General features: G+C 59.8%; 14 protein-coding genes and 2 pseudogenes. 11 read left to right on the top strand and 5 right to left on the bottom strand.

The features are described from left to right. Positions 1-104 precede the first annotated feature (104 nt). Positions 105-965 carry a hypothetical protein gene (locus GA0061098_RS00655; protein WP_091952376.1) on the bottom strand — a complete coding sequence of 287 codons (861 nt, stop codon included), beginning with the start codon at positions 963-965 and terminating at the stop codon, positions 105-107. A gap of 759 nt (positions 966-1724) precedes the next feature. On the opposite strand from GA0061098_RS00655, the gene GA0061098_RS00650 reads away from it, so the two are divergent. Continuing rightward, positions 1725-2762 carry a glycosyltransferase family 2 protein gene (locus tag GA0061098_RS00650; RefSeq protein ID WP_091952374.1) on the top strand — a complete coding sequence of 346 codons (1038 nt, stop codon included), beginning with the start codon at positions 1725-1727 and terminating at the stop codon, positions 2760-2762. Positions 2763-2972: 210 nt separating this feature from the next. Here the strand turns inward: GA0061098_RS00650 and GA0061098_RS00645 are convergent. Both GA0061098_RS00645 and GA0061098_RS45600 read right to left on the bottom strand, forming a co-directional pair. After that, positions 2973-3911: pseudogene (locus GA0061098_RS00645) on the bottom strand (IS66 family transposase). A gap of 95 nt (positions 3912-4006) precedes the next feature. Next, positions 4007-4345 (bottom strand): hypothetical protein, encoded by a 339-nt coding sequence (locus GA0061098_RS45600; RefSeq protein WP_430649250.1) that lies wholly within the window; start codon positions 4343-4345, stop codon positions 4007-4009. A gap of 690 nt (positions 4346-5035) precedes the next feature. Here GA0061098_RS45600 and GA0061098_RS00635 point away from each other — a divergent pair. The 7 genes from GA0061098_RS00635 to GA0061098_RS00600 all read left to right on the top strand — a co-directional run bounded on the left by GA0061098_RS00635 (position 5036) and on the right by GA0061098_RS00600 (position 14420). Then, positions 5036-7498 carry an Ig-like domain-containing protein gene (locus GA0061098_RS00635; RefSeq protein WP_091952369.1) on the top strand — a complete coding sequence of 821 codons (2463 nt, stop codon included), beginning with the start codon at positions 5036-5038 and terminating at the stop codon, positions 7496-7498. A 326-nt stretch (positions 7499-7824) separates the two neighbouring features. Then, entirely contained in the window at positions 7825-9528 is a 1704-nt protein-coding gene (locus GA0061098_RS00630) for a type I secretion system permease/ATPase (protein WP_165637080.1), read from the top strand. Continuing rightward, the gene (locus GA0061098_RS00625) at positions 9525-10838 is read left to right on the top strand and encodes an HlyD family type I secretion periplasmic adaptor subunit (RefSeq protein WP_091952364.1); all 1314 of its coding nucleotides are present in this window, start codon (positions 9525-9527) and stop codon (positions 10836-10838) included. The genes GA0061098_RS00630 and GA0061098_RS00625 overlap by 4 nt, the downstream gene beginning before the upstream one ends. Before the next feature lie 727 nt (positions 10839-11565). After that, the gene (locus GA0061098_RS00615) at positions 11566-12174 is read left to right on the top strand and encodes a transglutaminase-like cysteine peptidase (RefSeq protein ID WP_091953816.1); all 609 of its coding nucleotides are present in this window, start codon (positions 11566-11568) and stop codon (positions 12172-12174) included. Positions 12175-12198: 24 nt separating this feature from the next. After that, on the top strand, positions 12199-12429 hold the full coding sequence (locus tag GA0061098_RS00610; protein WP_091952358.1) for a hypothetical protein: 231 nt from the start codon (positions 12199-12201) through the stop codon (positions 12427-12429). Between the two features lie 863 nt (positions 12430-13292). Then, on the top strand, positions 13293-13850 hold the full coding sequence (locus tag GA0061098_RS00605) for an acyltransferase (RefSeq protein ID WP_091952356.1): 558 nt from the start codon (positions 13293-13295) through the stop codon (positions 13848-13850). Positions 13851-14198: 348 nt separating this feature from the next. Continuing rightward, positions 14199-14420 (top strand): hypothetical protein, encoded by a 222-nt coding sequence (locus GA0061098_RS00600; protein ID WP_091952354.1) that lies wholly within the window; start codon positions 14199-14201, stop codon positions 14418-14420. 38 nt (positions 14421-14458) lie between these two features. Here the strand turns inward: GA0061098_RS00600 and GA0061098_RS00595 are convergent, their stop codons facing one another. Further along, the gene (locus GA0061098_RS00595; protein ID WP_038946218.1) at positions 14459-14803 is read right to left on the bottom strand and encodes an H-NS histone family protein; all 345 of its coding nucleotides are present in this window, start codon (positions 14801-14803) and stop codon (positions 14459-14461) included. A gap of 958 nt (positions 14804-15761) precedes the next feature. Between GA0061098_RS00595 and GA0061098_RS00590 the strand changes: the two genes are divergently transcribed. Beyond that, positions 15762-16451, top strand: coding sequence for a LuxR C-terminal-related transcriptional regulator (locus GA0061098_RS00590; RefSeq protein ID WP_091953815.1), 690 nt, complete (start codon positions 15762-15764; stop codon positions 16449-16451). Positions 16452-17004: 553 nt separating this feature from the next. Next, positions 17005-17343 (top strand): annotated as a pseudogene (locus tag GA0061098_RS47375) (hypothetical protein); the annotation flags it as partial. Positions 17344-17961: 618 nt separating this feature from the next. On the opposite strand, the gene GA0061098_RS00570 reads toward GA0061098_RS47375, so the two are convergent. After that, positions 17962-18753, bottom strand: a complete 792-nt coding sequence (locus GA0061098_RS00570) for a Crp/Fnr family transcriptional regulator (RefSeq protein ID WP_091952349.1) — start codon at positions 18751-18753, stop codon at positions 17962-17964. 928 nt (positions 18754-19681) lie between these two features. Between GA0061098_RS00570 and GA0061098_RS45910 the strand changes: the two genes are divergently transcribed. After that, positions 19682-22264: LuxR C-terminal-related transcriptional regulator (locus tag GA0061098_RS45910; RefSeq protein ID WP_245323117.1), on the top strand; the 2583-nt coding region annotated here is incomplete at its 3' end.

The raw sequence follows: 22264 nt of genomic DNA, 5'->3' as shown, positions 1-22264 counted from the left end.
GCTTCGGCGTCGTAATCCAGGGGATGTTCCGTCAACAAAAAAGAGGCCGGGGTGTGTGGCCGGCCTTGTCGGGAAACGATATCGAAGCTCCGCGAGGATCGCGCCTACGGCCGCGGGATGGGCTGTCCGAGGACGAGCTTATCGCCTTGCCAGCTCGCCCAGCGTACGTTCTCCCATTGCGCGATGTTGATGCGTCGGCCGTTGACTGCATCGAATAGAAAAGCGCTGTAGCGGAAGGAGCCACGCACGAAATAGACATTCTTTAGACTCACCGAGGAGCCGCCGTCTGCCGGGATACGGAGTCCGTGATTGCCGCCCTCGAACAGCACGTTCTCGAAGACGTGTGAGCCCCGCCAATTGTCGGCCGACCAGTAGCCCGCGGTCGTGGCTCCGGCCAGCTTGAACGTCGAGTTCTTGATTGTGACGGTGCCAGTGGAGCCCGGAGAATAACACTGCAAACCATCGGCGTGATCGTCGCCGACCCCGGTAGCCGCGATATAGACCCAAGTCAACTTGATGTCGCCGCTGATGCATCGAACTCCTTCTCTCGAGTGAATGCGGACGCGCGTGAGGTTGCAGGAGCCGTCGCAGGTGATCGTCGGCTCCCCCGAGTTCTCAACGATTGATACGTCGGTCAGAGATGAATCCGGCGACAATGCGATACGCCTCGTGCCGCTCGCGACGTTCGCATAGACGGGATCATTGAAACCCAACGGAACGCCGGTCCAGTTGGCGGCCGGATCAGGCACCGCGGCAGGAACGATTACGAGCTCTTTGCCGGGAGCCGCTAAGGGGCCGCTTCTGCACGCCTCCCGCAAACCGTCAGCCTGGGAGCCGCTCGAGAGTACCGCGCCCGCGGAATCAGGGCATGTCAATTCCGCAGATTCAATCCGCCTTGAGGTGACGGTCGCCTGGACGATGACGAGCCCGATCTGAAGCAGGAGCAGGGTCATGAGGTAGCGCATGGAAGCTCTCCTGAACCGAATGTCTACCTGATCTCTGCACCAATCCGCACCAGTGAAACGCCTTGGGAACGGTTCTCTCTTGCTTCGAGAGCGCGGATGCAGGCTGTTGCGGGCATGCGGGCTATCACAAGATACCCTATAATCTGACTTCGATCGAGAGCTCGATCCCGTCCCCGGAGGTCTGCGATGAGCAACTTGAGGACGCCGCACCGAGCAGCTGCAGGCTGCGGCTCAGCGTACTCGGTGCGGGGCGGCTGGCTCCGCCTCGGCCGGCACCGAATGATGCCGAAGCCTGGCGGATTTCGCGCCCCCTGAGTTCGGCTGTACTCCAAGCATGCCAGTTGACCCAAATCTTACTCGCCGGGGCCGGTCTGCGCGTGGTTGTCCTCAAGGCTGAGCGCATTCGCCGCCAGTGGCTTCGATGAGGGCCCATGGCCAGCGTGCACCGCAGCCTCGCGGAGCCGCCGCATTTCGCCTATTCTCTCCTCGGCCGAAGTTGCTTTGACGGGCTCGTCAGTCCAATCTCAGCGTAATATCCGGGGCGAGCACCGGAGTAGTATCAATTGTCACGATGGTCTTATGTCACGCTACGGACGAGCCTTCTCTGTGGAGATGCGTGCCGATTCATCGGCGGACGTGGAGGTCTTGTGGAGCACGGCAGGGCCGGCAGTACTGTCGCCGTAAGCTATGCTCGGAGTATGCCGGTGTTGACGTGGCAATGCTCGCGCGACAGGTTCGAAGGAATGGGAGGTCTAGGAAATGTTGAGCGCTGGCGTCAAACTGGCCATCATTATCGTCTCATATGGCAATGCCGATGATGTCGATCGTTGCCTGAAGTCGCTGGCTCATTCGGATTGGGGTCAGTTTGAGGTTTTCATTTGCGAAAATGGCGGGGAGGCAGCCTACGGGAAATTGCTGGCTGCGCTCGTCGGACCGGACAAGACGTTGCAACGAACTTCCGATGGGGCAAGCACTCTAGACCGGCCACAGACACGGCTCGCCTCAGTGACCAAATGCCGATTCCAGAATCGTGCGAATGTCGTGCGCGTTGGGCTCGGAACCGAGAACCTTGGTTACGGAGGTGGCGTCAACGCGTGGCTCGAACCATTGCTCGCTATTCCCGGGTGGGGTTCAGTGCTTGTCCTGAATCCAGATACCGAAGTTGATCGTCACGCGCTGTCTGAATTGATTGCCAAGTCTGCTGAGGGATTCGGCATGGTGGGCGGAAGCCTGGTTTTTCACAATGCCCCCGACAAGATCATCAACTACGGGCTGCATTGGTCTCGAAGCACAGGCCGTGTTGTTGCCATAGGAAGGAATGCGCCGATCGGTAGTGTTCCCTCACTCGAAGATTTTGGCCGGATCGATGCGGTAAGCGGAGCGTGTGTCATGGCAACGCGAGAGTTCGTCGAGGATGTCGGTCTCATGGCGGACGACTATTTCCTCTACATGGAAGATCTGGATTGGGGGCGTCGACGGGGAAAGCACCGCATCGGCTTCGCGAGCAAGGCCATCATTTATCACGTCGGAGGAACGACCATCGGATCTGCCGTCGCTCCGGAGAAGCGATCGCATCTCTCGATCTATTTATCTGCCCGCAACAGCGTTCTCTATGCTCGGCGCTTCGCGGGATGGCGCTGGCCTTGCCATTTCGGAGTCGGACTGTTGTTCGCAACGCGATATATGCTGAAAGGCTCCCTGTCGGCCGCGAGAGTCGCTTTCGTGGGTTTGCTGGATGGCGCACAAGGCAAGACAGGGCGGCCGGATGGGAAGCTGGGGGCCCCACGACATGGTTGATTGGGGACCGATCCCAATCGGGAATCCAGGCCCACGTCACAGATTTCTCGGATGGCAAGTGGAGCCTCGATGCGCGCCGCCCATTGCCGCGCAATATCGCAACCTTTGGGCAGACGTGGTAACGGTCGACCTGCGGCACCACCGAAGCCGGCAAGTGGCTGAACAGTCGCTTGGCTTTGCGGGTGACGGGCTTCATCGCAAGCGTCATTTTCAGGCCACGGCTTTGAGAGCCTGTGCGCGGTAGGCCCTAGGCAGTAGCTGGTCGATGTCGCGGTTGGGATGCCCGCTGACGATCCTTGTCAGAACGTCGGTGACGTCGTTGATCTTGCAAGTCTCGACCAATGTTGCGACGAAGGCCTAATGTTCGGCGCCACCGTCGAGCTCGATGCGGTCGTCATCAATGAAGCGTGTTAAGCCTTGCCAGCGCGAGAGGGCGTAGCGGATGGCCTCGGCGAGCTTGATCTTCTAGCAGAGGAGAGCGCGCAGCCATATCTCGAAGGCATCGGCCAGTGGTCGGCTCTTCTGCTGTCGCATGAGGCGACGCTCCTCCGCGCTGCGGCCCGGATCTCCTTTTCGATGGCATAGGATGCAGCGACGTGCTTCAGCGCCTCGCTCGCGATCGGAGCGGGGCCGGCTGTCGCGAGTTCTTAGAAGTTGCGCCGCATGTGCACCCAGCAGAAGGCGAGCTCGACCTCGCCACGTTTGGCAAGCTTTGGGTAGGCGGTGTAGCCATCCACCTGCAGGACGCCCTTGAAGCCGGCAAGATGGCTGAACAGCCGCTCGGCCTTGCGGTCGGGTTCACAAAGGCGATGCCTGGCGGATCGAGGCCGCCCAAGGGCCTGTCGTCGGCGGCATAGGCCCTGATCGGCAGGTCTTGTCATCGAGCTCGACCACGACCTCGATCCGCCGCAGATGCGCCGGTAGTGCTTCGCAATTGCTGCGGCGCTTGCGTGCGCGCTCCGGCCGGCCTTCCGGAGCGGTCTCGTCCTGGCTCGCTTCCGTACAGGCCGCAACCTTTTGAAAGTCCTCGAGACCAAGCAGCATCTGCTCTTCGGGAAGGGGCTCTGCCTTCCGGCCAAAGCGATGACGCTGCAGCTCTTTGATGATCTGGCGCAGCCGCTCGCTCCTGTGCCGCTCGGCAAGCAGCATCGCCTTCAGCGTCTCGGGATCATCAGGAAGGTTATCGCTCACAGGCAAATCAAAGCGTGGTAGCGCCCGCCGGACGACGTACGCGATGCCCCGATTCACTTCGCCGCCGCGCGGCCCACAATTATCCGGCTTCTGTCGCGACGACCGCCTCTCGTGGGCGTAGACACGCCCGCCAATCGAGCCCCTCGAGCAGCGCCGACAATTCCGCCGCCGACAAACGCATCACGCCATCCTCGATCTTCGGCCAGCGGAAGACACCTTCCTCGAGTCGCTTGGCGAATAGGCACATCGGCCTTCTTGTGCTCGCGTACCAACATGGCAAGCCCCTTCATTCCCTGGCGGAAGCCGACTTGCTTGGTTGCCACCATTACCCGGACAGTTCCGGACGGGCCGATCACCGGCTTGCCTTCAGCATGGACGATGGCCGCAATCATTGTCACGTCCGCGCGTCGGCCGACCCGGATCGTGACGCCTTCGGCTTCGATCTCGATGCTTCCCGCATCTCAACGGCTAGCCAGGACGTCCGCCTCTTTCGCGGACGTCCGGACCACGTTTCCAAAACCGCGACATCGACCAGCTGCCCTGTGCCTGCCACACTCAGGTTCACGGGGAAGCGACGATGAGGTGAAAATGAAAATCGATCCGATAATCAAATCGGGCTTTATGATAAATGACCTGCAATAAAAGCCCAATTTATTCCAGCCGTTGTGGATAGCTGGCATTGCCAACAGCAGTGGATGGCACTCTCGGCGGCCATCTGCTTTGTTATTTAAAGCGCTGATGCTCCTGCCGAGTTGTTCACGGACCTGGCGCGCAGGCAATAGCGTGGTAATTTTCCGAATAACCATTGGTATAGTCCGATTGCAGCGATGTTGCTCTTGCACATCAAACTAGTGCTTGAGGGAATTAGAGAATCGCCGCTTTATTAAATCGGCTAAACGAGATTTTGACTTGGTGAGCTAAGAAATTACCTTTGGTGGGCCGTCGTGTCGTCGCAAAAAAGCCTCCCCCAATCGACAAGACGCAGCCAACGACACTGCGCTAGCAGGGTTGCATTAAGGGGGCCCGTCGCTCGGCGTGCCAAGAACCAATTAATCGAAGCTACCACTAGGAGAAAAAAGTAGATGACCATTCCTCTCAGCTGGAATGACCCGATGTTCAGCGGCGTTGCGACTTCGTCGGCGGTGACACTTCGAGACGGCCAAACGCTTTCAAATGTAAGCATTACTGATAGCGGCACGGCTGCGTCGGTCATGGGCAGCGGCTCGTTCACCCTCGACGAGGTCCGTATTAGTTCGAGAGAAGGTGTGCGCATTGCGGGCGGCGGGGATATAACGATCAACAACTCGTACATCGAGACAACGGGCGCATCGGGCGACCATGCTGATGGTATTCAGGCCTACGCTCCCGGCGCCTCCGGAAATCTGACTGTCAAGAACTCGACCATTGTATCTCACGATAGCAATGCAACCGCTGGCGTGTGGATTGCAGACGGCTACAGCGGGTCGTTCACGTTCGACAATGTCGTGTTCGAAGGTGGACCGTATGGTCTGCGTATCGCCGCGGATTCAGGCGATATCTCCGTGGCCCTCAAAGACGTGTATTTTGTGGGGCCATTTGCCTACGGCGACTTTCTCCTGCAGGAAGTCAATGCGCAGATCCACATCACGCAGTGGGAAAATGTACGCTCTGCGACGATCGTGAATGGTCAGCTCGTTCCGGGCGATCTGATCCCGCCACCGTGGGCGGTTGAAGGATCGACCGCGCCCTCGGCCCCCTCTGCGCCGACCGAGCTGGGGGTCCCCACGATCACCTCGTTCTCGACCGACAGCGGCACCGCTGGCGACAAGGTCACCAACGATAATACCATCGAGCTCAAGGGATCCGCTGCTGCTGGCAGCACGGTCAAGATCTACGACGGTAGCACCCAACTCGGTTCGACGACCGCGGACTCGAGCGGCCATTGGGACTACATCACGAAGGTCCTGACGGACGCCAAGCATACGCTTACCGCAACCGCGACCAACTCGTCGGGGCAGACCAGCGCGGCCTCGTCTGCGTTGGCGGTCACCGTCGATACTAAGGCGCCGGCCGTGCCGACCATTGTCAGCAATACGGTGAACAGCGCCAATCAGGTGGTGATGTCGGGCAATGCCGAAGCGAGCAGCGTCGTAAAGGTGTTCGATGGCACGACCCAGATCGGCACCGCGACGACCAACAGCAGCGGCATGTGGTCCTATACTTCCGCCGTCCTTGCGGCCGGTTCGCATAGCCTCACGGCGAAGGCAACGGACGCTGCCGGCAATACCAGTGCCGCGTCCGCCATGGTTACGGCCAGCACCCATACCTCGACGTCCCCCTCCGCGCCGACGTCCCCCACCACACCGACGTCGCCCACCACGCCGACGTCGCCAACCGCTGGCACGGTGATCGAGTCGGCTGGTGCGACGCGTCTCGTTGAGAGTGGTGACAAATTCTACCTCAACAGCAGCACCGGGACGGGCCCTACGCTGAAGTATGGCGGTGTGGCTTATGTCGATGGGGCCGATGCCACCTGGGCGCCGGTTGGCGCGGAGAAGACGGCTACGGGCTATGAGGTCGTCTGGAAGGAAGCGAGCACGGGTCACTACACGGCTTGGAACACCGACAACAACGGCAACTACGTCTCCCATGTCAGCACCCTGACCGGCTCCACGTCGGGCGGCTGGGTATCGGGTACGGATTCTGGCCTTAAATCGCTCGAGACGAGCTTCCACCAGGATTTCAACGGGGACGGGCAGATCGGTGCTACCACCGGGACCGCACCGACGTCCCCCACCACACCGACGTCCCCCACCACACCGACCTCGCCAACTGCTGGCACGGTAGTCGAGTCGGCTGGTGCGACGCGTCTCGTTGAAAGTGGTGACAAATACTACCTCAACAGCAGCACCGGAACGGGCCCTACGCTGAAGTATGGCGGAGTGGCTTATGTGGACGGGTCGGATGGCACGTGGGCGCCGATTGGTGCAGAGAAGACGGCCACGGGCTATCAGGTTGTCTGGAAGGAGGCGAGCACGGGTCAGTACACAGCGTGGAACACCGACAACAACGGCAACTACGTCTCCCATGTCAGCACCCTGACCGGTTCTACGTCGGGTGGCACGGTGTCCGGTACGAATGCTGGCCTCAAATCGCTTGAGCCGAGCTTCCATCAGGATCTCAACGGTGACGGGCAGATCGGTACTTCCAGCGTAGCTACGTCGTCCACAAGCGCCACTCAGGCCGTTGCTACTACTTCGACCTCGACAGGCAGCAACACGCAGACGAGCACTTCAGGCAATGACGTCTTCCTTGGCACCAGCAAGGCCGACACGTTCTCGTTTGCCGCGAATTTCGGCAACGATGTCGTCAAGGGCTTCGTTGCCAGCGGCTCTACTCACGACACGATAGAGTTCAGCAAGAGCGTGTTCGACAGTTTTGCGAGTGTTCTCTCCCACGCGACCCAATCGGGTCAGGACGTCGTCATCGCGACGGGGAGCGACACCCTCACGCTGAAGAATACGCAGCTCGACAAGCTGAACAGCCACGACTTCCACTTCGCGTAGGGAACGGGTCGGCCAGCACCAGCTGGTACTCAACAACCACCTCGGGGGATCGCTTGGGGATCCCCCGACAAAGGCATTATTAAAGGGCAGGTGTCATGACTGACGTTGGACAGCGGGGGGTGATCCCCCCGCCTGCGAATCTTTATCGAATCCCATTTTTGCATTTGTCAGGGCTATGGTCGTCCGGGCGCCAATCGGCGAACGATGCTGAACGGCCGACGTCGCGGCTAGTTGGCTGGGCAAGGCGCTGGGTTGACGCCCTGCGGCAGCGGATTTTCGTCGCCCGCTTCCGGCCGGCGGAGAACTATGAGGAGCCACAGTCGGAGATGTCGGCGTTCCTGCGGTCTTGCCGCAGGATATTCTGGGCGCTCGCGGCCTTCAGCGGGATGAGCAATCTCCTCATGCTCACTGGTTCGTTTTTCATGCTGCAAGTCTATGATCGGGTGCTGCCCGGGCGCAGCATACCGACGCTGATCGCCTTGATGGTTCTGGCCACGGTACTCTACGTGTTTCAGGGTGGGCTCGACTTCGTCAGAAGCAGGATCAGCGCGCGGGTCGGCCGGTATTTGGATGAAAGGCTCGGCGTTCGCATATTCGACGCGCTTGTTCGTCTGCCTTTGAAGACCAGGGCCGATGGCGACGGCCTGCAGCCGGTGCGGGATCTGGATCAGGTCCGCAGCTTTCTGTCGAGCGGAGGGCCGACTGCGCTCTTCGATCTACCCTGGATGCCGATCTATCTCGGCGTTTGCTTCCTCTTCCACTTCTGGATTGGCGTCACTGCGCTGGCCGGCGCGCTGGTGCTGGTCGGCATTACCATGCTCGCGGAAACGCGTACGCGAGGGCCGGCAAAGGCGTCCTCGCGTCTCGCAGTCTCTCGAGCGGCACTGGCGCTCGAAGGGCGGCGAAATGCCGAGGTTCTGCAGGCCATGGGCATGCGGCAGCAGGCGGCGTTGCGTTGGCGGGATGTCAACGCGAAGTACCTCGCGGCCCATGAGCAGGCCAGCGACGTCGCTAACGGGCTCGGAGGCGTCTCCAAGCTTTTTCGAGCGATCCTGCAATCGCTGGTTCTCGCCGTCGGCGCAGTCCTCGTCATCAACCAGGAATCGACGGCCGGCATCATCATTGCCGGATCGATCCTCACAGCGCGGGCGTTGGCGCCCGTCGAAATGGCCATTGCGAACTGGAAAGGGTTCGTTGCTGCGCGGCAATCGGGGCAACGGCTCGATGCTTTGCTAAAACTTCTCCCCGGCGAGGAGGAACGGCTGGCATTGCCTCCTCCTACTGAAGCCCTCACCGTCGAGCAACTCTATATTGGCGCCCCGAATTCGGAGCGGCCCACCGTCAATGAAGTGTCGTTCCAATTGCGGCGCGGGCAGGCAGTTGGAATCATTGGACCCAGCGGATCCGGCAAATCGACGCTGGCACGTGCGCTGGTCGGGGTATGGCCGAGCATTCGAGGCCGGATACGTCTGGACAACGCCGCACTCGATCACTGGTCTTCTGACGCCCTCGGGAAGCACATCGGGTACCTGCCTCAGGATGTGGAATTGTTCGACGGCAGCGTTGCGATGAACATTGCGCGGTTCGACCCGCAGGCGACCGCCGCCGCTGTTCTGGAGGCCGCGCATGCCGCGGGCGCGCATGATCTCATCCTTTCGTTTCCGGAGGGCTACGGCACCAAGATCGGCGAGGGCGGATTGGCATTGTCGGCTGGGCAGCGGCAGCGTATCGGGCTCGCGCGTGCCTTTTACGGCAAACCGTTCCTGGTGGTGCTCGATGAGCCTTCCTCCAATCTCGACGCAGAGGGCGAGGAGGCGCTGACTGAGGCAATCCTGAACGTGCGCCGTCGCGGCGGAATCGTTGTCGTGGTCGCCCATCGTCCGAAGGCGCTTGAAGCCGTCGATCATGTCTTATGCCTCGGGGAGGGCAGGGTTCAGTCCTTCGGCAAGAGAGAGGAGGTCCTCAGGAAGGTCTTGCGAAATCCCGTGCCACTCAAGGTGGTCGCGGAAGCTCAAGGAGGCAACCGATGAACGGCGAGGTGGCACCGGCGATGCAATCCATCCAGCGTTACATGATCGTCGGTATGATCATGTTGGCCTTGGTGACCTTCGGGGTCGGCGGTTGGGCGACAACGAGCCAATTGTCCGGCGCGGTGATCACCCAGGGCGTGGTCGTGGTGGATTCGAGCGTCAAGAAGGTTCAGCACGCCACGGGTGGGATCGTGGGTGAGTTGCGCGTGCGCCAGGGCGATCGGGTCAATGCAGGCGACGTCTTGATCCGCCTCGATGAAACTCAGACTCTCGCCAATGCGACGATCGTCACGAACAGCATCGATGAGCTGCTCGCGCGCCAATCTCGTCTCGAGGCCGAGCGCGATGGTGCCGAGCAGGTCGTGTTTCCCAAGGTGCTGCTCGACCGAGCCAAGGAGAGCAACTCCGAGGCGAGCCGTGCAATCGCTGCGGAGCGGAAGCTGTTCGACCTCAGGCGCCAGGCAAGGAGCGGCCAGAAAGCGCAGTTGCAGGAGAAAAGCGCGCAGCTGGAGAACGAGATCAAGGGATATACGGGGCAGACCGAGGCCAAGCAGAAGGAAGTCGAATTCATCCGCCAGGAACTGGAGGGCGTGCGCAGCCTCTGGCAGAAGAATCTGGTGCCGATCACGCGGCTCAATTCCCTGGAGCGCGACTCCGCACGCATCGAAGGCGAGCGCAGCCAGTTGGCGGGCATGATTGCGCAATCGAAAGGCAAAATCTCAGAAATCGGCCTCCAGAGCATTCAGATCGACCAGGACCTGCGGACGGAAGTCGGCAAGGACCTGATCGAAACGCGCTCCAAACTCTCTGAACTGGGCGAGCGCAAGACTGCGGCGGTCGATCAATTGCATCGGATCGATATCAGGGCGCCACAATCCGGCCGCGTCCACGAGCTTAGCGTCCACACGGTCGGCGGCGTCATCTCACCCGGCGAGCAAATCATGCTGATCGTGCCTGACGCGGACTCGCTTGCGGTCGAGGTCAAGATCCCACCGAAGGATATCGACCAGGTCTATGTGGGGCAGACAGCGACGATGCGCTTTGCAGCGTTCAACCAGAAGACCACGCCCGAGATCGACGGCGAGGTCAGCATGGTCTCGGCGGACATTACCCAGGATCAGCGCGCCGGCACGAGCTACTATACGGGCCGCGTCCTGCTCACGCCGGAAGAGCTGGCGAAACTGGGGGCGGCCAAGCTGCTGCCAGGCATGCCGGTCGAGGTCTTCATCAAGACGGCAGGCCGGACCGCGCTATCCTACCTGCTCAAGCCGCTGCATGATCAGGCGGAGCGCGCGTTCAAGGAGCGCTGAAGCTTCGCGGCAGCGCTCGACTGCACGCATTCGGGGCTGGCGCCCTGTCCCTGGGCGCCAGCATTGTGATTAACCTCTGAAAGCACGGCGGTCCGGCCGGACGCATCGGCAGCGGGCGTGCCCGGGCAGACGGAAGCGCGAGGCGGGACGGAGGCTGCGGTCTGGTCTGGAAGAACCAACCGCCGCAGTCTGGTGATGTCTGGCCGTCGCAAGAGATTTCGCGAGGCCTGATCAAGCGCGGGAGATCGCGCGCCTTTCGACGGCTCGACTGTGACCGATGCCTCTTGCTCGCCGGCGAGACGACGGGCCGCTCGAACGAGCGTCCGCGCAGTACGTTCATAATCCGTCCGGCCCGGAAATGCGGTTTGAACGTTAGGCTCCGGTGAATCATTAAATCAACTGTTTAATTGTGTTCAGCTGTTAAATAGCAACTCCGGCTCGCTGGTTGCGCGAAGCACGTTCGTGCCGCGCTTGACGCGCCCTTCCGTCGGATACGGGCCGATCGCGACTTCTCGCTCCCCATCCTCCTTCGGCAGGCTCTGCGGGCCCTGCTGCGGCTCCCAGCGCGGGGATATTCTGCGCCGATTTAATTTTGATTTATCGTTGCGCATTAAATCAAATATAATATGGTTAAATAATATAATGCGAGCCGCTCCCGCGACCGGGGGACGGCCCCGCTGAGTGGTGAATCCGGGCCCTGGTTGGCGTGCGCATGGGGAATCGGCAGATGCAACGAACCTCGGGAGCGGTGGTTGCGGCAGCGTTGGTTGTCATGATCGGAGGCGTTCAGTGGGCGCGTGCGGCGTTGTTGACCGTGCCAGGGACTTCGCGACCGGCTCCTGCGCATATCGAGCTGGGACGCCCGACGCTTCCTCCCTTCAGTTATACGGTGTTTTGTCTGCGCTATGAGGCCGAATGCCGCCTACGACGCTCCTTCCGCGGCGGCCCGATCCGGTTGACTGAGGAGCGATGGGCGGACCTGCGGGAAGTCAATCTCACGGTCAACGTGGCGATAGCACCGGCCCGAAACGAGCTCGGTCTTGCGGGCGAGACGTGGATCATCAACCCCGTTCGCGGCGATTGCAACGACTACGCCGTGAGCAAGCGTCATGAGCTGCTTCAGCGCGGCTGGCCGCCGCGAGTCCTGCTATTGGCTGAAGTTGTCGTTGGTTCCGGAGAGCATCATTTGGTGCTTGTGGTGCGTACCAGGAGCGGCGATGTGGTTCTCGACAATATCACGCCGCAGATCAAGCCGTGGTGGCGGGCGCCCTATCGCTGGGTTCGCGTGCAGAGCCCGGGCAGCAACAGGCTGTGGGCCGTGGTTGGACGATTATGAGCGGCCATCTTCAGGGACGCGGGCGTGAACAAATCCACCTTGGAGGCAGAGGCGGTACTTGATTCCTTGCCGACGTTAATCGTGCTCGAGCAGTTGCAATCATCAAAGGTTGCGCGCCGCGACAAGGCCCTCGCAGGCCTCGTCGGCTATCGCCGTTTCCGCGCGCAGGAGCAACTGCAACGGCTTATGAGCAAGAACATTGAGACGGTTGGGGCCTCAGTTCCGAGCTTGCAGCAGCCGAAATATGACCAGTGACCGGCAACGCGCCGCCAATCGCGCCAATGCGCAACGCAGCACCGGCCCAAGATCCGCGGCGGGAAAAGGGCGGGCCAGCCAAAATGCATATCGCCATGGCCTCGCCGCGCCTGCTAGGGGCGGATCTGATCGCCTCCACCGCCTCGACCAACTCGCCCGCGCAATCCGCAACTCGAGATCGACCTGGCGCAGGCCCGATCGATCGCTCAGGCCTAACTCGACCTGATCGCCGCACGTGCGGTGGCACGCGTGCTGCTGAGCCAATTGTGCGGACTGGCGCCGGGCTCCGATCCGGCGTCAAACCCGCCGGCGCCAGGAGGCGACGATGCCCGCATTGGTACCGTCCGGGACCTCAAGATGGTCGAGCGGTATGTCTCTCGCTCCCAGGCCATGCGGGACAGGTTGATCCGACTGTGCCTGTTGGGTCAAACCGTGCTGTTCGGACCGCCGTGGGCCAAATGCTGCAGAACGAAGCCAATTTCTTGAGGAATATCAAAGGAGGTGTCCGACTCGTGAGTCTATGCCTTCACCTTCCAAATGCGGGCGATCTTGTGGCCGGTGGGATAGATCAACTCGCTTCGAAAAACCGCGGAGGCAGGGCCACCTCCAGAAAGAGGACCATCAATTTTCCGGTGCGGAGTGCGATTGCTGGTGAACGACCTTTCTCATGCAGGATGCCCGGCGCTGGCGATGCCCAAGAGCTGTAGTGTTTCCTGGCAGCCCCACAGGCGGTTTGCGAAAAAGCCTTTTGCCGCAATTGCGAGTCGTTCAACTGGGCATCGGGGGCTTGTTGTACAGTAGTTGGTCGTTGATGCTATGAGCCGATTGCGGGAAAGGTGAGCTTCCATGAAAGGTGAGCTTCCATGAATTCACAGCTCGACCCCAGAATGTCTGATCACGTTGTCGACAAATGGCTTGCACTCGCGCGAGCGTTTTTGCGGGAGCTCGCCGTTCGCAAGAGGGAGCAGTTCGATCGTAGGGTATCGGTTGGAGACCTACTCACGGAGCGCGACGACAACGCCGCGGCATATGGCTTTGGAGAGGGCAGCACGATGTACGACAACGTGCTCGTACTGGGGTCTGTGAAGGTCGGACGAAATACCTGGATTGGACCGGGATGTATTCTGGATGGATCAGGTGGAGATTTGCAGATCGGCGATTGGTGCTCCATCTCCGCGGGCGTTCAGATCTACACGCATCACACGGTCAATCGTTCAATATCGCTCGGAAGGGAGCCAATTGATTGCGCTCCCACTCGGATCGGTGATGGAGTATACATTGGCCCGAACTCGGTGGTTCAGATGGGTGTCACGATCGGCAACCAGGCTATTATTGGGACCAACTCTTTCGTCAATCGAGATATTCCTGCCGGTGCTAAGGCATTTGGTTGCCCTGCGCTAGTCCGGCCTAGTCAGAGCTAAATAATGCAGCTGGAGACTGCTCTCGTTGGCTTATCGCCTTCGAGCAAAGAGACCGCTCAAAGCTGGAAATCAACAGGCAATTCCGCAGACTCCGGCTACAGTGCTTGGTGCCAGGCCCCAAGTCTGCCAGCAAATTTAAATGATTATTAATTGGCCTGACATTAAATGTCAAAATAAAGCGACGAGCTCGCGCTCGAACTGGGGTACGAGAGATTTCAAGGCGCCGCCAGCCGATGCAAATCGTGATCGTCAGCCGCGAAATTCGACACGCGATTAACTTATTTAATTTGAGAGAGTGATGATTTTGATCTACCTTGAGGTTGGGCTGGATTTTAGCAGGACGAGCCGATGACCCAACTTGATGCGGAAGGCGATGATCGTCGTGAGTTCTTGAAGACCTGCGGAAAATTCGCCGCTGTTACCCCTCCGACAGTGACGCTGTTGCTCTCCACCTCTCTGACCTCGGCCGCGATAGCCAGTTCAGGCGGCCGTACTGTGCGTGGCAACAATGGCTTCGGCAACGGCGGCCGTGACGGCAGCCCTAATGGAAGAGAGGACGACGATCGGTAAATTCTTCGTCCAATGGGACGCCGCGGTGCAGTTGGGGCTCAGCCGGTCCGGCGGCGTCTTTGTGCGGACGAGCGGTCGATTAGGAGATCATTTAGCTTCTTACCGGCGCGAAGCTGCGCTTTCAGCCAGCGGGGCTGTTTGCCGCGGCCGGACCAGGTTTCGGCCGGATCCTTCGGGTTCTGGTATTTCGGCAACACCGGGGGGTAGGGGCGGCGCGGACGTTCCCCGTTCGGGGACGAAACGGCGGTCCCCTCAATCTTGCGCAGCCGCTCTTCGAGCTTGACCTTTTCCGCGGTCATCCTGCGACTGAGAACGGTCGTGACCTCATCGTAAAGCCCCCACAGCTCGGCTGTGGTCAAGTTGACCCAGTCATTTTTCCCCATGGAAGCCGTCCCCAGCTACTTCCGAACCAAAGCAGGAGGGGGCATTATCAGGTCATGGCAGGGTTGGGCAAGCGCGATCCGGGCGCGGGGCGGCGCTTGGGTGCAGCGCAGTACTTGGTGCTAGCGGTTAAGACTGTATCTCCGACCGGGCGGTCGCTTCCTGAGCGCCCTCCGTCCGTAGGCCCGTCGCTTGGGCGAGAGCAATCGCTCCTCTGCTTTCAACACGCGATTACGTAAGTTCTGCAATTCTGTGAATTGAACGATGAGGGCCTTATGTGTTTTACGCAAAACTGCCGAAGAATACATTTGAACCACCTACTCATTGCTACGACGAATCCGTGCCAATCATTGAAAAATTGCTGAATTGACGAAATTCGGCCTCAAGCGCGGTACTGGGACTTCCGTCGGTGTTACACGGGCTACGATCAACCGCAGCCTTGTTCTGTCCTTGATTACCAGCCGTTGCTTTGATGAATAGTAATACTTTCTCACCTCCCTTTCCTGAGCTAGGCTTTACGAACGGCCTCGCTTCAGTAAAACTTCGTCGAATGTTAGATTTGAATCGTGAATGTCCCTATATATCGTTGGTAATATCCGACTCTAACTAAGTTAATTGGATGTTGACCATCATAGTGCACCCGCCCGATCAGTGAGCCGATGACATTCTTGGCGTGAATTTTAAGATTTAAACTATCAAAAATTGTAGTCGGAATGTCGTTATCCTCGCAGAATTCGCGGTTTCGAATTTTGCATCGAGCACCGCATTCTTACGGTGCTGCACGCATTCTCTGGGCGAGTTACGATAGCGTGGCCATCGAGCGTTGCCGCCAGGTGCTGCCTTCGATCAAGACCCTGCGACACTATTGACGGAGCTGACTGGTTATAGCTCGCGCGTCTCAAAAGGAGGGTGGGGATTAAACGGCTGCAAGCGGGGTTGTTAGCAACAGGCAAGGGAAGCATGCGCCGTATCAGAATTGTTATCGCTGATCGACACCCGATCGTCTTGCAAGGGGTTAGGAGCGTTCTTGCGGCGCAGCGTGATTTTGCGGTCGTTGCTTCCTGCAGCGATGGCGCAAGCTGTGTCGAGGCAATTCGGTTTCTTGCCCCGGACGTGGCGCTTGTCGATGCTGCACTGCCCGACTTCAATCGACAGCAGATGCTCGCTCGTGCGAACACCGTCGGTCCACGTGCTCCGATAATCTTCTTCACCGGTATTACGGCCGACAGTGAGTTACAAAGGTTGGCCTTGAACGGCGCCTGCATCGTCCTCTCGAAGGATTCGGATGCGGAGATGCTGGTCGCAACCCTGCGGAAAACTGCCCAGGGCCAAGCAGCGGCTTCGCCCAGCAACGGGCACGTCAGCGAGGCCCCCCTGGCCAGTGTGAAGCCTTTGACACAGCTAACTGACCGGGAGCGGCAGATCATGCGGCTCGTATCGGAGGGGCTATCGAACAAGGAGATTGGGCGTCGGTTGAATCTCGCCGACGGTACGATCAAGGTCCACCTTCATCATATCTTCCAGAAGCTGGAAATCAGCAATCGTACGGTTCTCGCGGCATTGGCGATCTCGCGAAGCGAGCTGCATACAGCGCCAGATGAGCCGGATTCCCTTGGTCTGTTGCGTCAGGATCCAGCCAGCGCGAACTGACGGGTACGTCTGGCGCGTCTTCGGCAGTATGCGCGAGGGGCGGCCTATCGCGGTGCCAGATGCTCAATCATGTTGAGGCAGGCCCCTTCGGCCTCGGCCAACGTTCGAAAGGGCGAGCCGCCAATCTTGATTGCGGCTTGGTTATTGTGGAGCGGACGCCAACTCGCCAGGTAGCCGGAGCGTCCGTGAAAACCCGGACCTCCCGGGCTTTCGAAACTGATCACGAACGAGAAGCCGTGGCTGCTCGCACTCCAGATCTCCATGTCCCGGACGGACCGATAGAATTGCAGTGGCATCGCAATGATCCATTGTAGCCGAGCCCGCGCCCGTTAGTTAAATTCAAGTTAACTAAATTAAATGCCCGAGCGCAACTCAAATTGGGTGCGTCGGCAAGACGCGGCGGGAATAATCGGAGGAAACACGGGAAATTGCCGGCTTTCTGTCCGGGGCACGCACGTTCAGCAACCTCTGACCAGGCAAAGAAAATTCTTGGTTGAAAATCTATATTTAATATATAATAATGTAAAAATGGCGTTTTAAATCGAGGAGGCGCATCGTGACCCGGGACGGCAACGAGGATGACGACCGGCGGGAGTTTCTGAAGACCTGCGGAAGATTTGCAGCCGTGACGCCCCCTGTCATGACGCTGCTTCTGTCCACCTCCCTGACCTCAAAAGCCATTGCCCGTTCGGGCGGCCTGAACGGGGCGAGGCAAAGCGACAGCGGCCAGTCGTTCTTCGACAATGATCGGTCCACGTCGGGCCCGGCGAGCTCCAGCGGCGGATCATCCGGGGGTGGGGGAGCACCTGGTGGTCTCCCTGCCGGATCTTCTCATGCCGGAGGGACATCCGGCGGCGGGGCTGGCGGTAGCGGCGGGGCCGGTGCTGGCGGAGGCAATGCAAAAGGGCCCTTCGCAACCGGCGGCGGCTCTGGAATTCCAAGTGCAGATGGTGGGGTCGATTGCGCAGACGAAGAGAACGAGGAAAAGCGCAGGGCCGATTGCCCCGGAGCTAGTACTCGGATTTCCAGCGCAACCCAATCCAGCCGGTAAGATCTTCTCAGCCCACGAAGGAGCCCGATGGGCTGCCGTGCGGCCAAGCCGGGCCGGGGCCTTTTGCTCCGACAGATCAAACGCGAGGCCGAAAGCATATCTGGCCAGCCGAGCGGCCTCCCGGGAGACTCGGACAGGAGGCGTGTCGTGAATACCCGCATTCGAGCGGAGAGTCCTGCGGCCCTTCTTGGAGAGCGTCTCGAAGCGCTTGTCGCCCGGCTCGCAGAACTCGAGAAGCTCAGAGACCGGGTAGGTCGAGAAGAGAATCGTCAGCGCAAGCTGCGCAAGGCGGACGGTCCCCCATGCCTGAGCTCAGACCGCCGGCAGTCGTTCCAGCTTCGCACAGGCGAAGCTCATGCCCGTGCTGCTCGGTTGCAATAAATCGCGGTGTAACGAGCGTCCCAAAGCGAATGGACGACCGAAAGGGTGCGTGCGGATGGTTCGCGACAGCGAACCGGCCTACGAGCCTGTCCCGGCTATTCGGCTACCGGGCGAGCGGGAGGGGGGGCGCGCTGGAGCCCCAGGGATGAGCCCGACCGCGCCGTGCGAGACTATCCGATCGATTCTGCGGCTCATGACCTTGTAGCACTCGCATGCCACGGCTTCGAGCCGCGGCCGATCAATCTCGAGCTGGCCGCGCCGACTGGATTTCAGCGCTCTTGACGCGCGCATTGTGCACACGACATGCGTGACCGTGGTGCGGCGAACGCCGAGCAACTCCGACAATGTTTCTTGCGTCAGCGGGAGCACGTCACCTTCATTCGCACGATCATGGATGTGAAGAAGCCAGCGCGCTAAGCGCGCTTCGACGGAATGCAGTGCATTGCAGGCTGCCACGTGCTGGAGTTGCGTCAACAACGACATCGTGAAGACCTGCACCATGGATGCGATTGCGGGGCTGCGATGTTGGGCTGCCAGGAATTGCGCAGGTGAGATCTGCAGCGCGGCCCCGGATAGGCGGGCGACCGCGGTCGCAGGCGCGGCGGATGCGCCAAACGCTGACGTCAAACCCACGGCGCCCTCATGCCCGATGATCGCCGTGGCAACTGTTTGCCCGTTCGGCAGCTCCGTGATCGCGGCGATGGCACCGCTGAGGGGGAAGAGAAGATGTTCGATCCGATCGCCCGATCGGATGAGCACGGAATTGCGTTCGATCACGACTTTCCGGAGATGAGGCGCAAGCAAAGCAAAATCCGCTGGCGGCAACGCTGCTAACAGACGATTACCAGTTCTAGTCGCATGGTCCATCATGGGATTGGCTCCCGACGGATACTCGGCACTAGAACTCATGCCGATGTGTCGAGCTGCTCTGCGGCGTACCAGCTCAACAGCAAGCCAACCGACCACCACAGATATGGTTCCCGTGATCAATGGCCCGACACTCGCATGCCGCGTCGTAGGTATATGGCCCGCTAGTATCCGTGTTGAAGACGAGTTGGGGCGGCATCGCTTCAAGCTGAAGCCGAGCCTCCAGCGCCTTCACGCGTTCGCGCCGCATTGGCGGTGCAGCAAGCTGGGAAGCCTCCTTAACATCTCTGTTGGAGGCGTATCGTCCTTCGACATGCTTTCGCTAACGAGTGGCACGCAACGGGCTCGCAACGACGCGTTCGTACGGGAACGCCGGCTGCGCCCCGCAAGGCCAACACGTGACCCAACGCGGGCTCGGATCGCGCCAAGGTCCAGTGGCAGCGACTGCAGCCTAGCTCCTTGATCCTCCCGGTAACGTCAAACGAGAAAAGCGCACTCATGACGCTGCTCTTGGTGACGTACGAGATAATGGCCCCCTCGTGCCAGGGATTGAGATCGTCCAACGTGCCCGCCGGATATTCTAGGAGGCAATCAATCCAATAGGCACGAAGTGCCTCGTGGCAGGTAATGGTCTTGACGCCCCCGCAGCCGCAGCAAACCACGGCACCTTCGGCATACATTCCCAAGATCGCCTCGATGTCGCCCGCGCGGTAAGCATCGAGCCAGTCAATCGCAATGGCCATCGGCAATCGCAATGGCCATCGGGTCAAATGATATATTTTCTTACCTAAATGCCATAAAAGCTTGCGATTTAAGACATTTTTAGCCCGCGAAGCCTCTTTTTCCCTATTCTATTAATTGTATTTTAATAATCCCGCTTGGCCTCGGCCATATGCCGAAGTACATAGATGGCCGGGCCGAGGCAGAGTCCATGTTAGACGTATCTGTGAAGCAGAGACGGATCCGGCTTCTGATCGTAGATCGACAACCGATCGTTCTACAGGGGCTGAAGTCGGTACTCGGGGCACAGCAGGACTTCGACGTTGTCGCATCGTGCAGCGATGGGACAAGGTGTCTCGAAGCAATTCGGAATTTGACACCCGACGTCACGCTTGTTGCTGACAACCTGCCAGATCTGACGGTCCCCGAGATCCTCGCGATTGCGAAAGCTGAGAATCTTTCCACGCGCTTGGTGTTGTTTACCGAATCCGAAGCAGATCACGATCTAGCCGCTGCTATTGCTGCTGGCGCCTCCAGCGTAATCTCGAAGCATGCTTCCTCGGACACTATGCTGCGCTTACTGCGCCTGATGACAGAGCGCAGCGTGTCGCGCGAGCAATCCGATCTCTTGCCAGCCGGCCAGGGAGCTGACGGCGGCGGCAAAGTGGAAACGATGCTGGAGCTGTTGACGCACCGGGAACTTCAAATTGTACGACTGGTCTCAGAAGGAATGTCAAACAAGGAGATTGCGCGCCAGCTAAACGTTTCCCCAGGGACAGTCAAAGTACACCTATACAACATATTTCAGAAGCTTGAAATTACCAACAGAACTGTGCTCGCTACCCTCGCGTTGTTGCAGCGACCGTCCGGCTTCGGCCTGCTTGCGCTGGCGTTTCTGGCGTTCGCAATTGCGGACGAACTCAAGGCGTCGGAAGCGAACGACGTGGATCCGGATGACGACAGCGTCGGTCGCGCGGGAGAGCATGCCGAATATGAGCCCTGGAAAAGAGCCATTCTCCGACACCTCGTGGTCTGGGAATCCGGCGAGACGTCCACCCAGAGGGACTTCTTTGCGAAGGCGAGCCTGGTCACGAACCCGGCGGCGGCAATAGAAGCGCTGCGCCCGACAGAGCAATCCGTAGGCTCGAAAACGAAGGACTACGGCCCGGTTGGATCGAGCACGCCCAATCTTCCTACGCCATTACTGCCGGGCACCAGCGACACACAGATCGTTGGAGACCCGACCGTGGAACATCAATTCCCGCGGCTTGCTTCCACTCCGACGTCGATTCACGGAGGGTATGGCACCTTCGCCACTCTGACCGGTGCGTTGATCTACGCACTGAACGCCCCCCATCTTGCCGTGCAATCGCATGACCCGGGCAAAGCGCCGATCGACAGCTTCGTGGTGGTCACCGGCGAGAATGCGACCACAAAACTGGCCGCGATAACCGATGCCGATACCAATGATGTAGACGGCTTTCCCCCGGCTTTCCCTTTGCACGATTTGCGCCTGCCTGCCGCGCTTGTGACCACCGGCAACGAACGCGTCGCTGGAGAAGGCGCTTCGAACCAAATGAGTCATGGTGCTGCGGACGACCACCTGCAAGAACCTCATGGCTCACCGGGCTCTGGTCGCGATGCCGGTATTGGTGGAGATGGCCGCGATCAACGGATCGGCGGCGACGTTGGCGAAAACGTTGTTCATCGCTCCCCGATCGATTCCAATTCGACCTCTTCCCACTCTGGATTCGATTTCGCATCTGGATCGAGCAGGATCAATCTTGCAGCTTTCGGAGCGCTTGCCTGGCTCCATATGACAGCAGCAAGCAAGTCCGTACCGCCGCACACCCTCGCCTGGATCTACAATCCCGCAACCAACGAAACGATCGTCTACGTGAATCCGACCGATCGGAGTCTTGATGTCGGGGACCGGGGTCTGCTGGAAATCCATCTGCAGGGGATTGTCTCCATTGCGGAGTCGGATTTCGTCGGGCAGCCGGAAGGCGCGGCTGTCGCGATCGCCCTGGAGCAGCTCGAAGCGCTGACATCGGCGACCGCAACCGAAGCTGTTCTGAGTGCGGATAGTGCCCATACAGTTATCGGGACGAGCGAGAGCACACTCGGGACCGCTGCAGTTTGGAACACTCTGGCCGACAACGGCTTGACGTTCGAATTCGGGCAGGCTCGGACCGGCTCAGGGGGAGCGACCAGGTTCAGAACCTTCACTAGCGATTCGGTGGGTACAACGGATCAGAGCGATGATGAGTCCGGTGGGTTGGCTCATGTATCACCGGTCGCGCTTTCTCATAGCACGACGGTCACGGCAGTTGAAAATCTCACATCGAAGAATGAGCCGATCAATGGGGGGGCTGGCTCTAGCATCGCGGCGGGCGATAACTCACAGCACGCTTCGGAGCCAGGGTCTGCAAGGGCGGCAGCGGAATCGACTGAAGCCGGCTTCATGCAGGGGAATGGCGTCGGCAATGACAACGAGAATCATCCCGCCGCTTCGGAGGCTTCGCGAGGGTCTGCGAAGACGGCAGAAGCCGATGGCGTGGAACACGGCAATTCGGGGCACTCAACCTCTGCAAAGCCACGAGAAGCAGCCGACCCTGGTGAGCCAGGCGTTGCAAAGGCCGGTAGCGCGGGCGGCGGTAACTCACAGCACGCTTCGGAGAAACAGCACGCTTCGGAGAAAGGGTCTGCACAGGCGGCAGCGGAGTTGACCGAAGCCGGCGTCATGCGCGGGAATGGCGTCGGCAATGACAACGAGAATCATCCCGCCGCTTCG

The sequence above is a fragment of the Bradyrhizobium shewense genome, from assembly GCF_900094605.1.
In the GTDB taxonomy this organism is placed as follows: domain Bacteria; phylum Pseudomonadota; class Alphaproteobacteria; order Rhizobiales; family Xanthobacteraceae; genus Bradyrhizobium; species Bradyrhizobium shewense.
The sequence above is the reverse complement of the archived record's forward strand: the minus strand, read 5'-3'. Positions and strand labels throughout refer to the sequence as shown.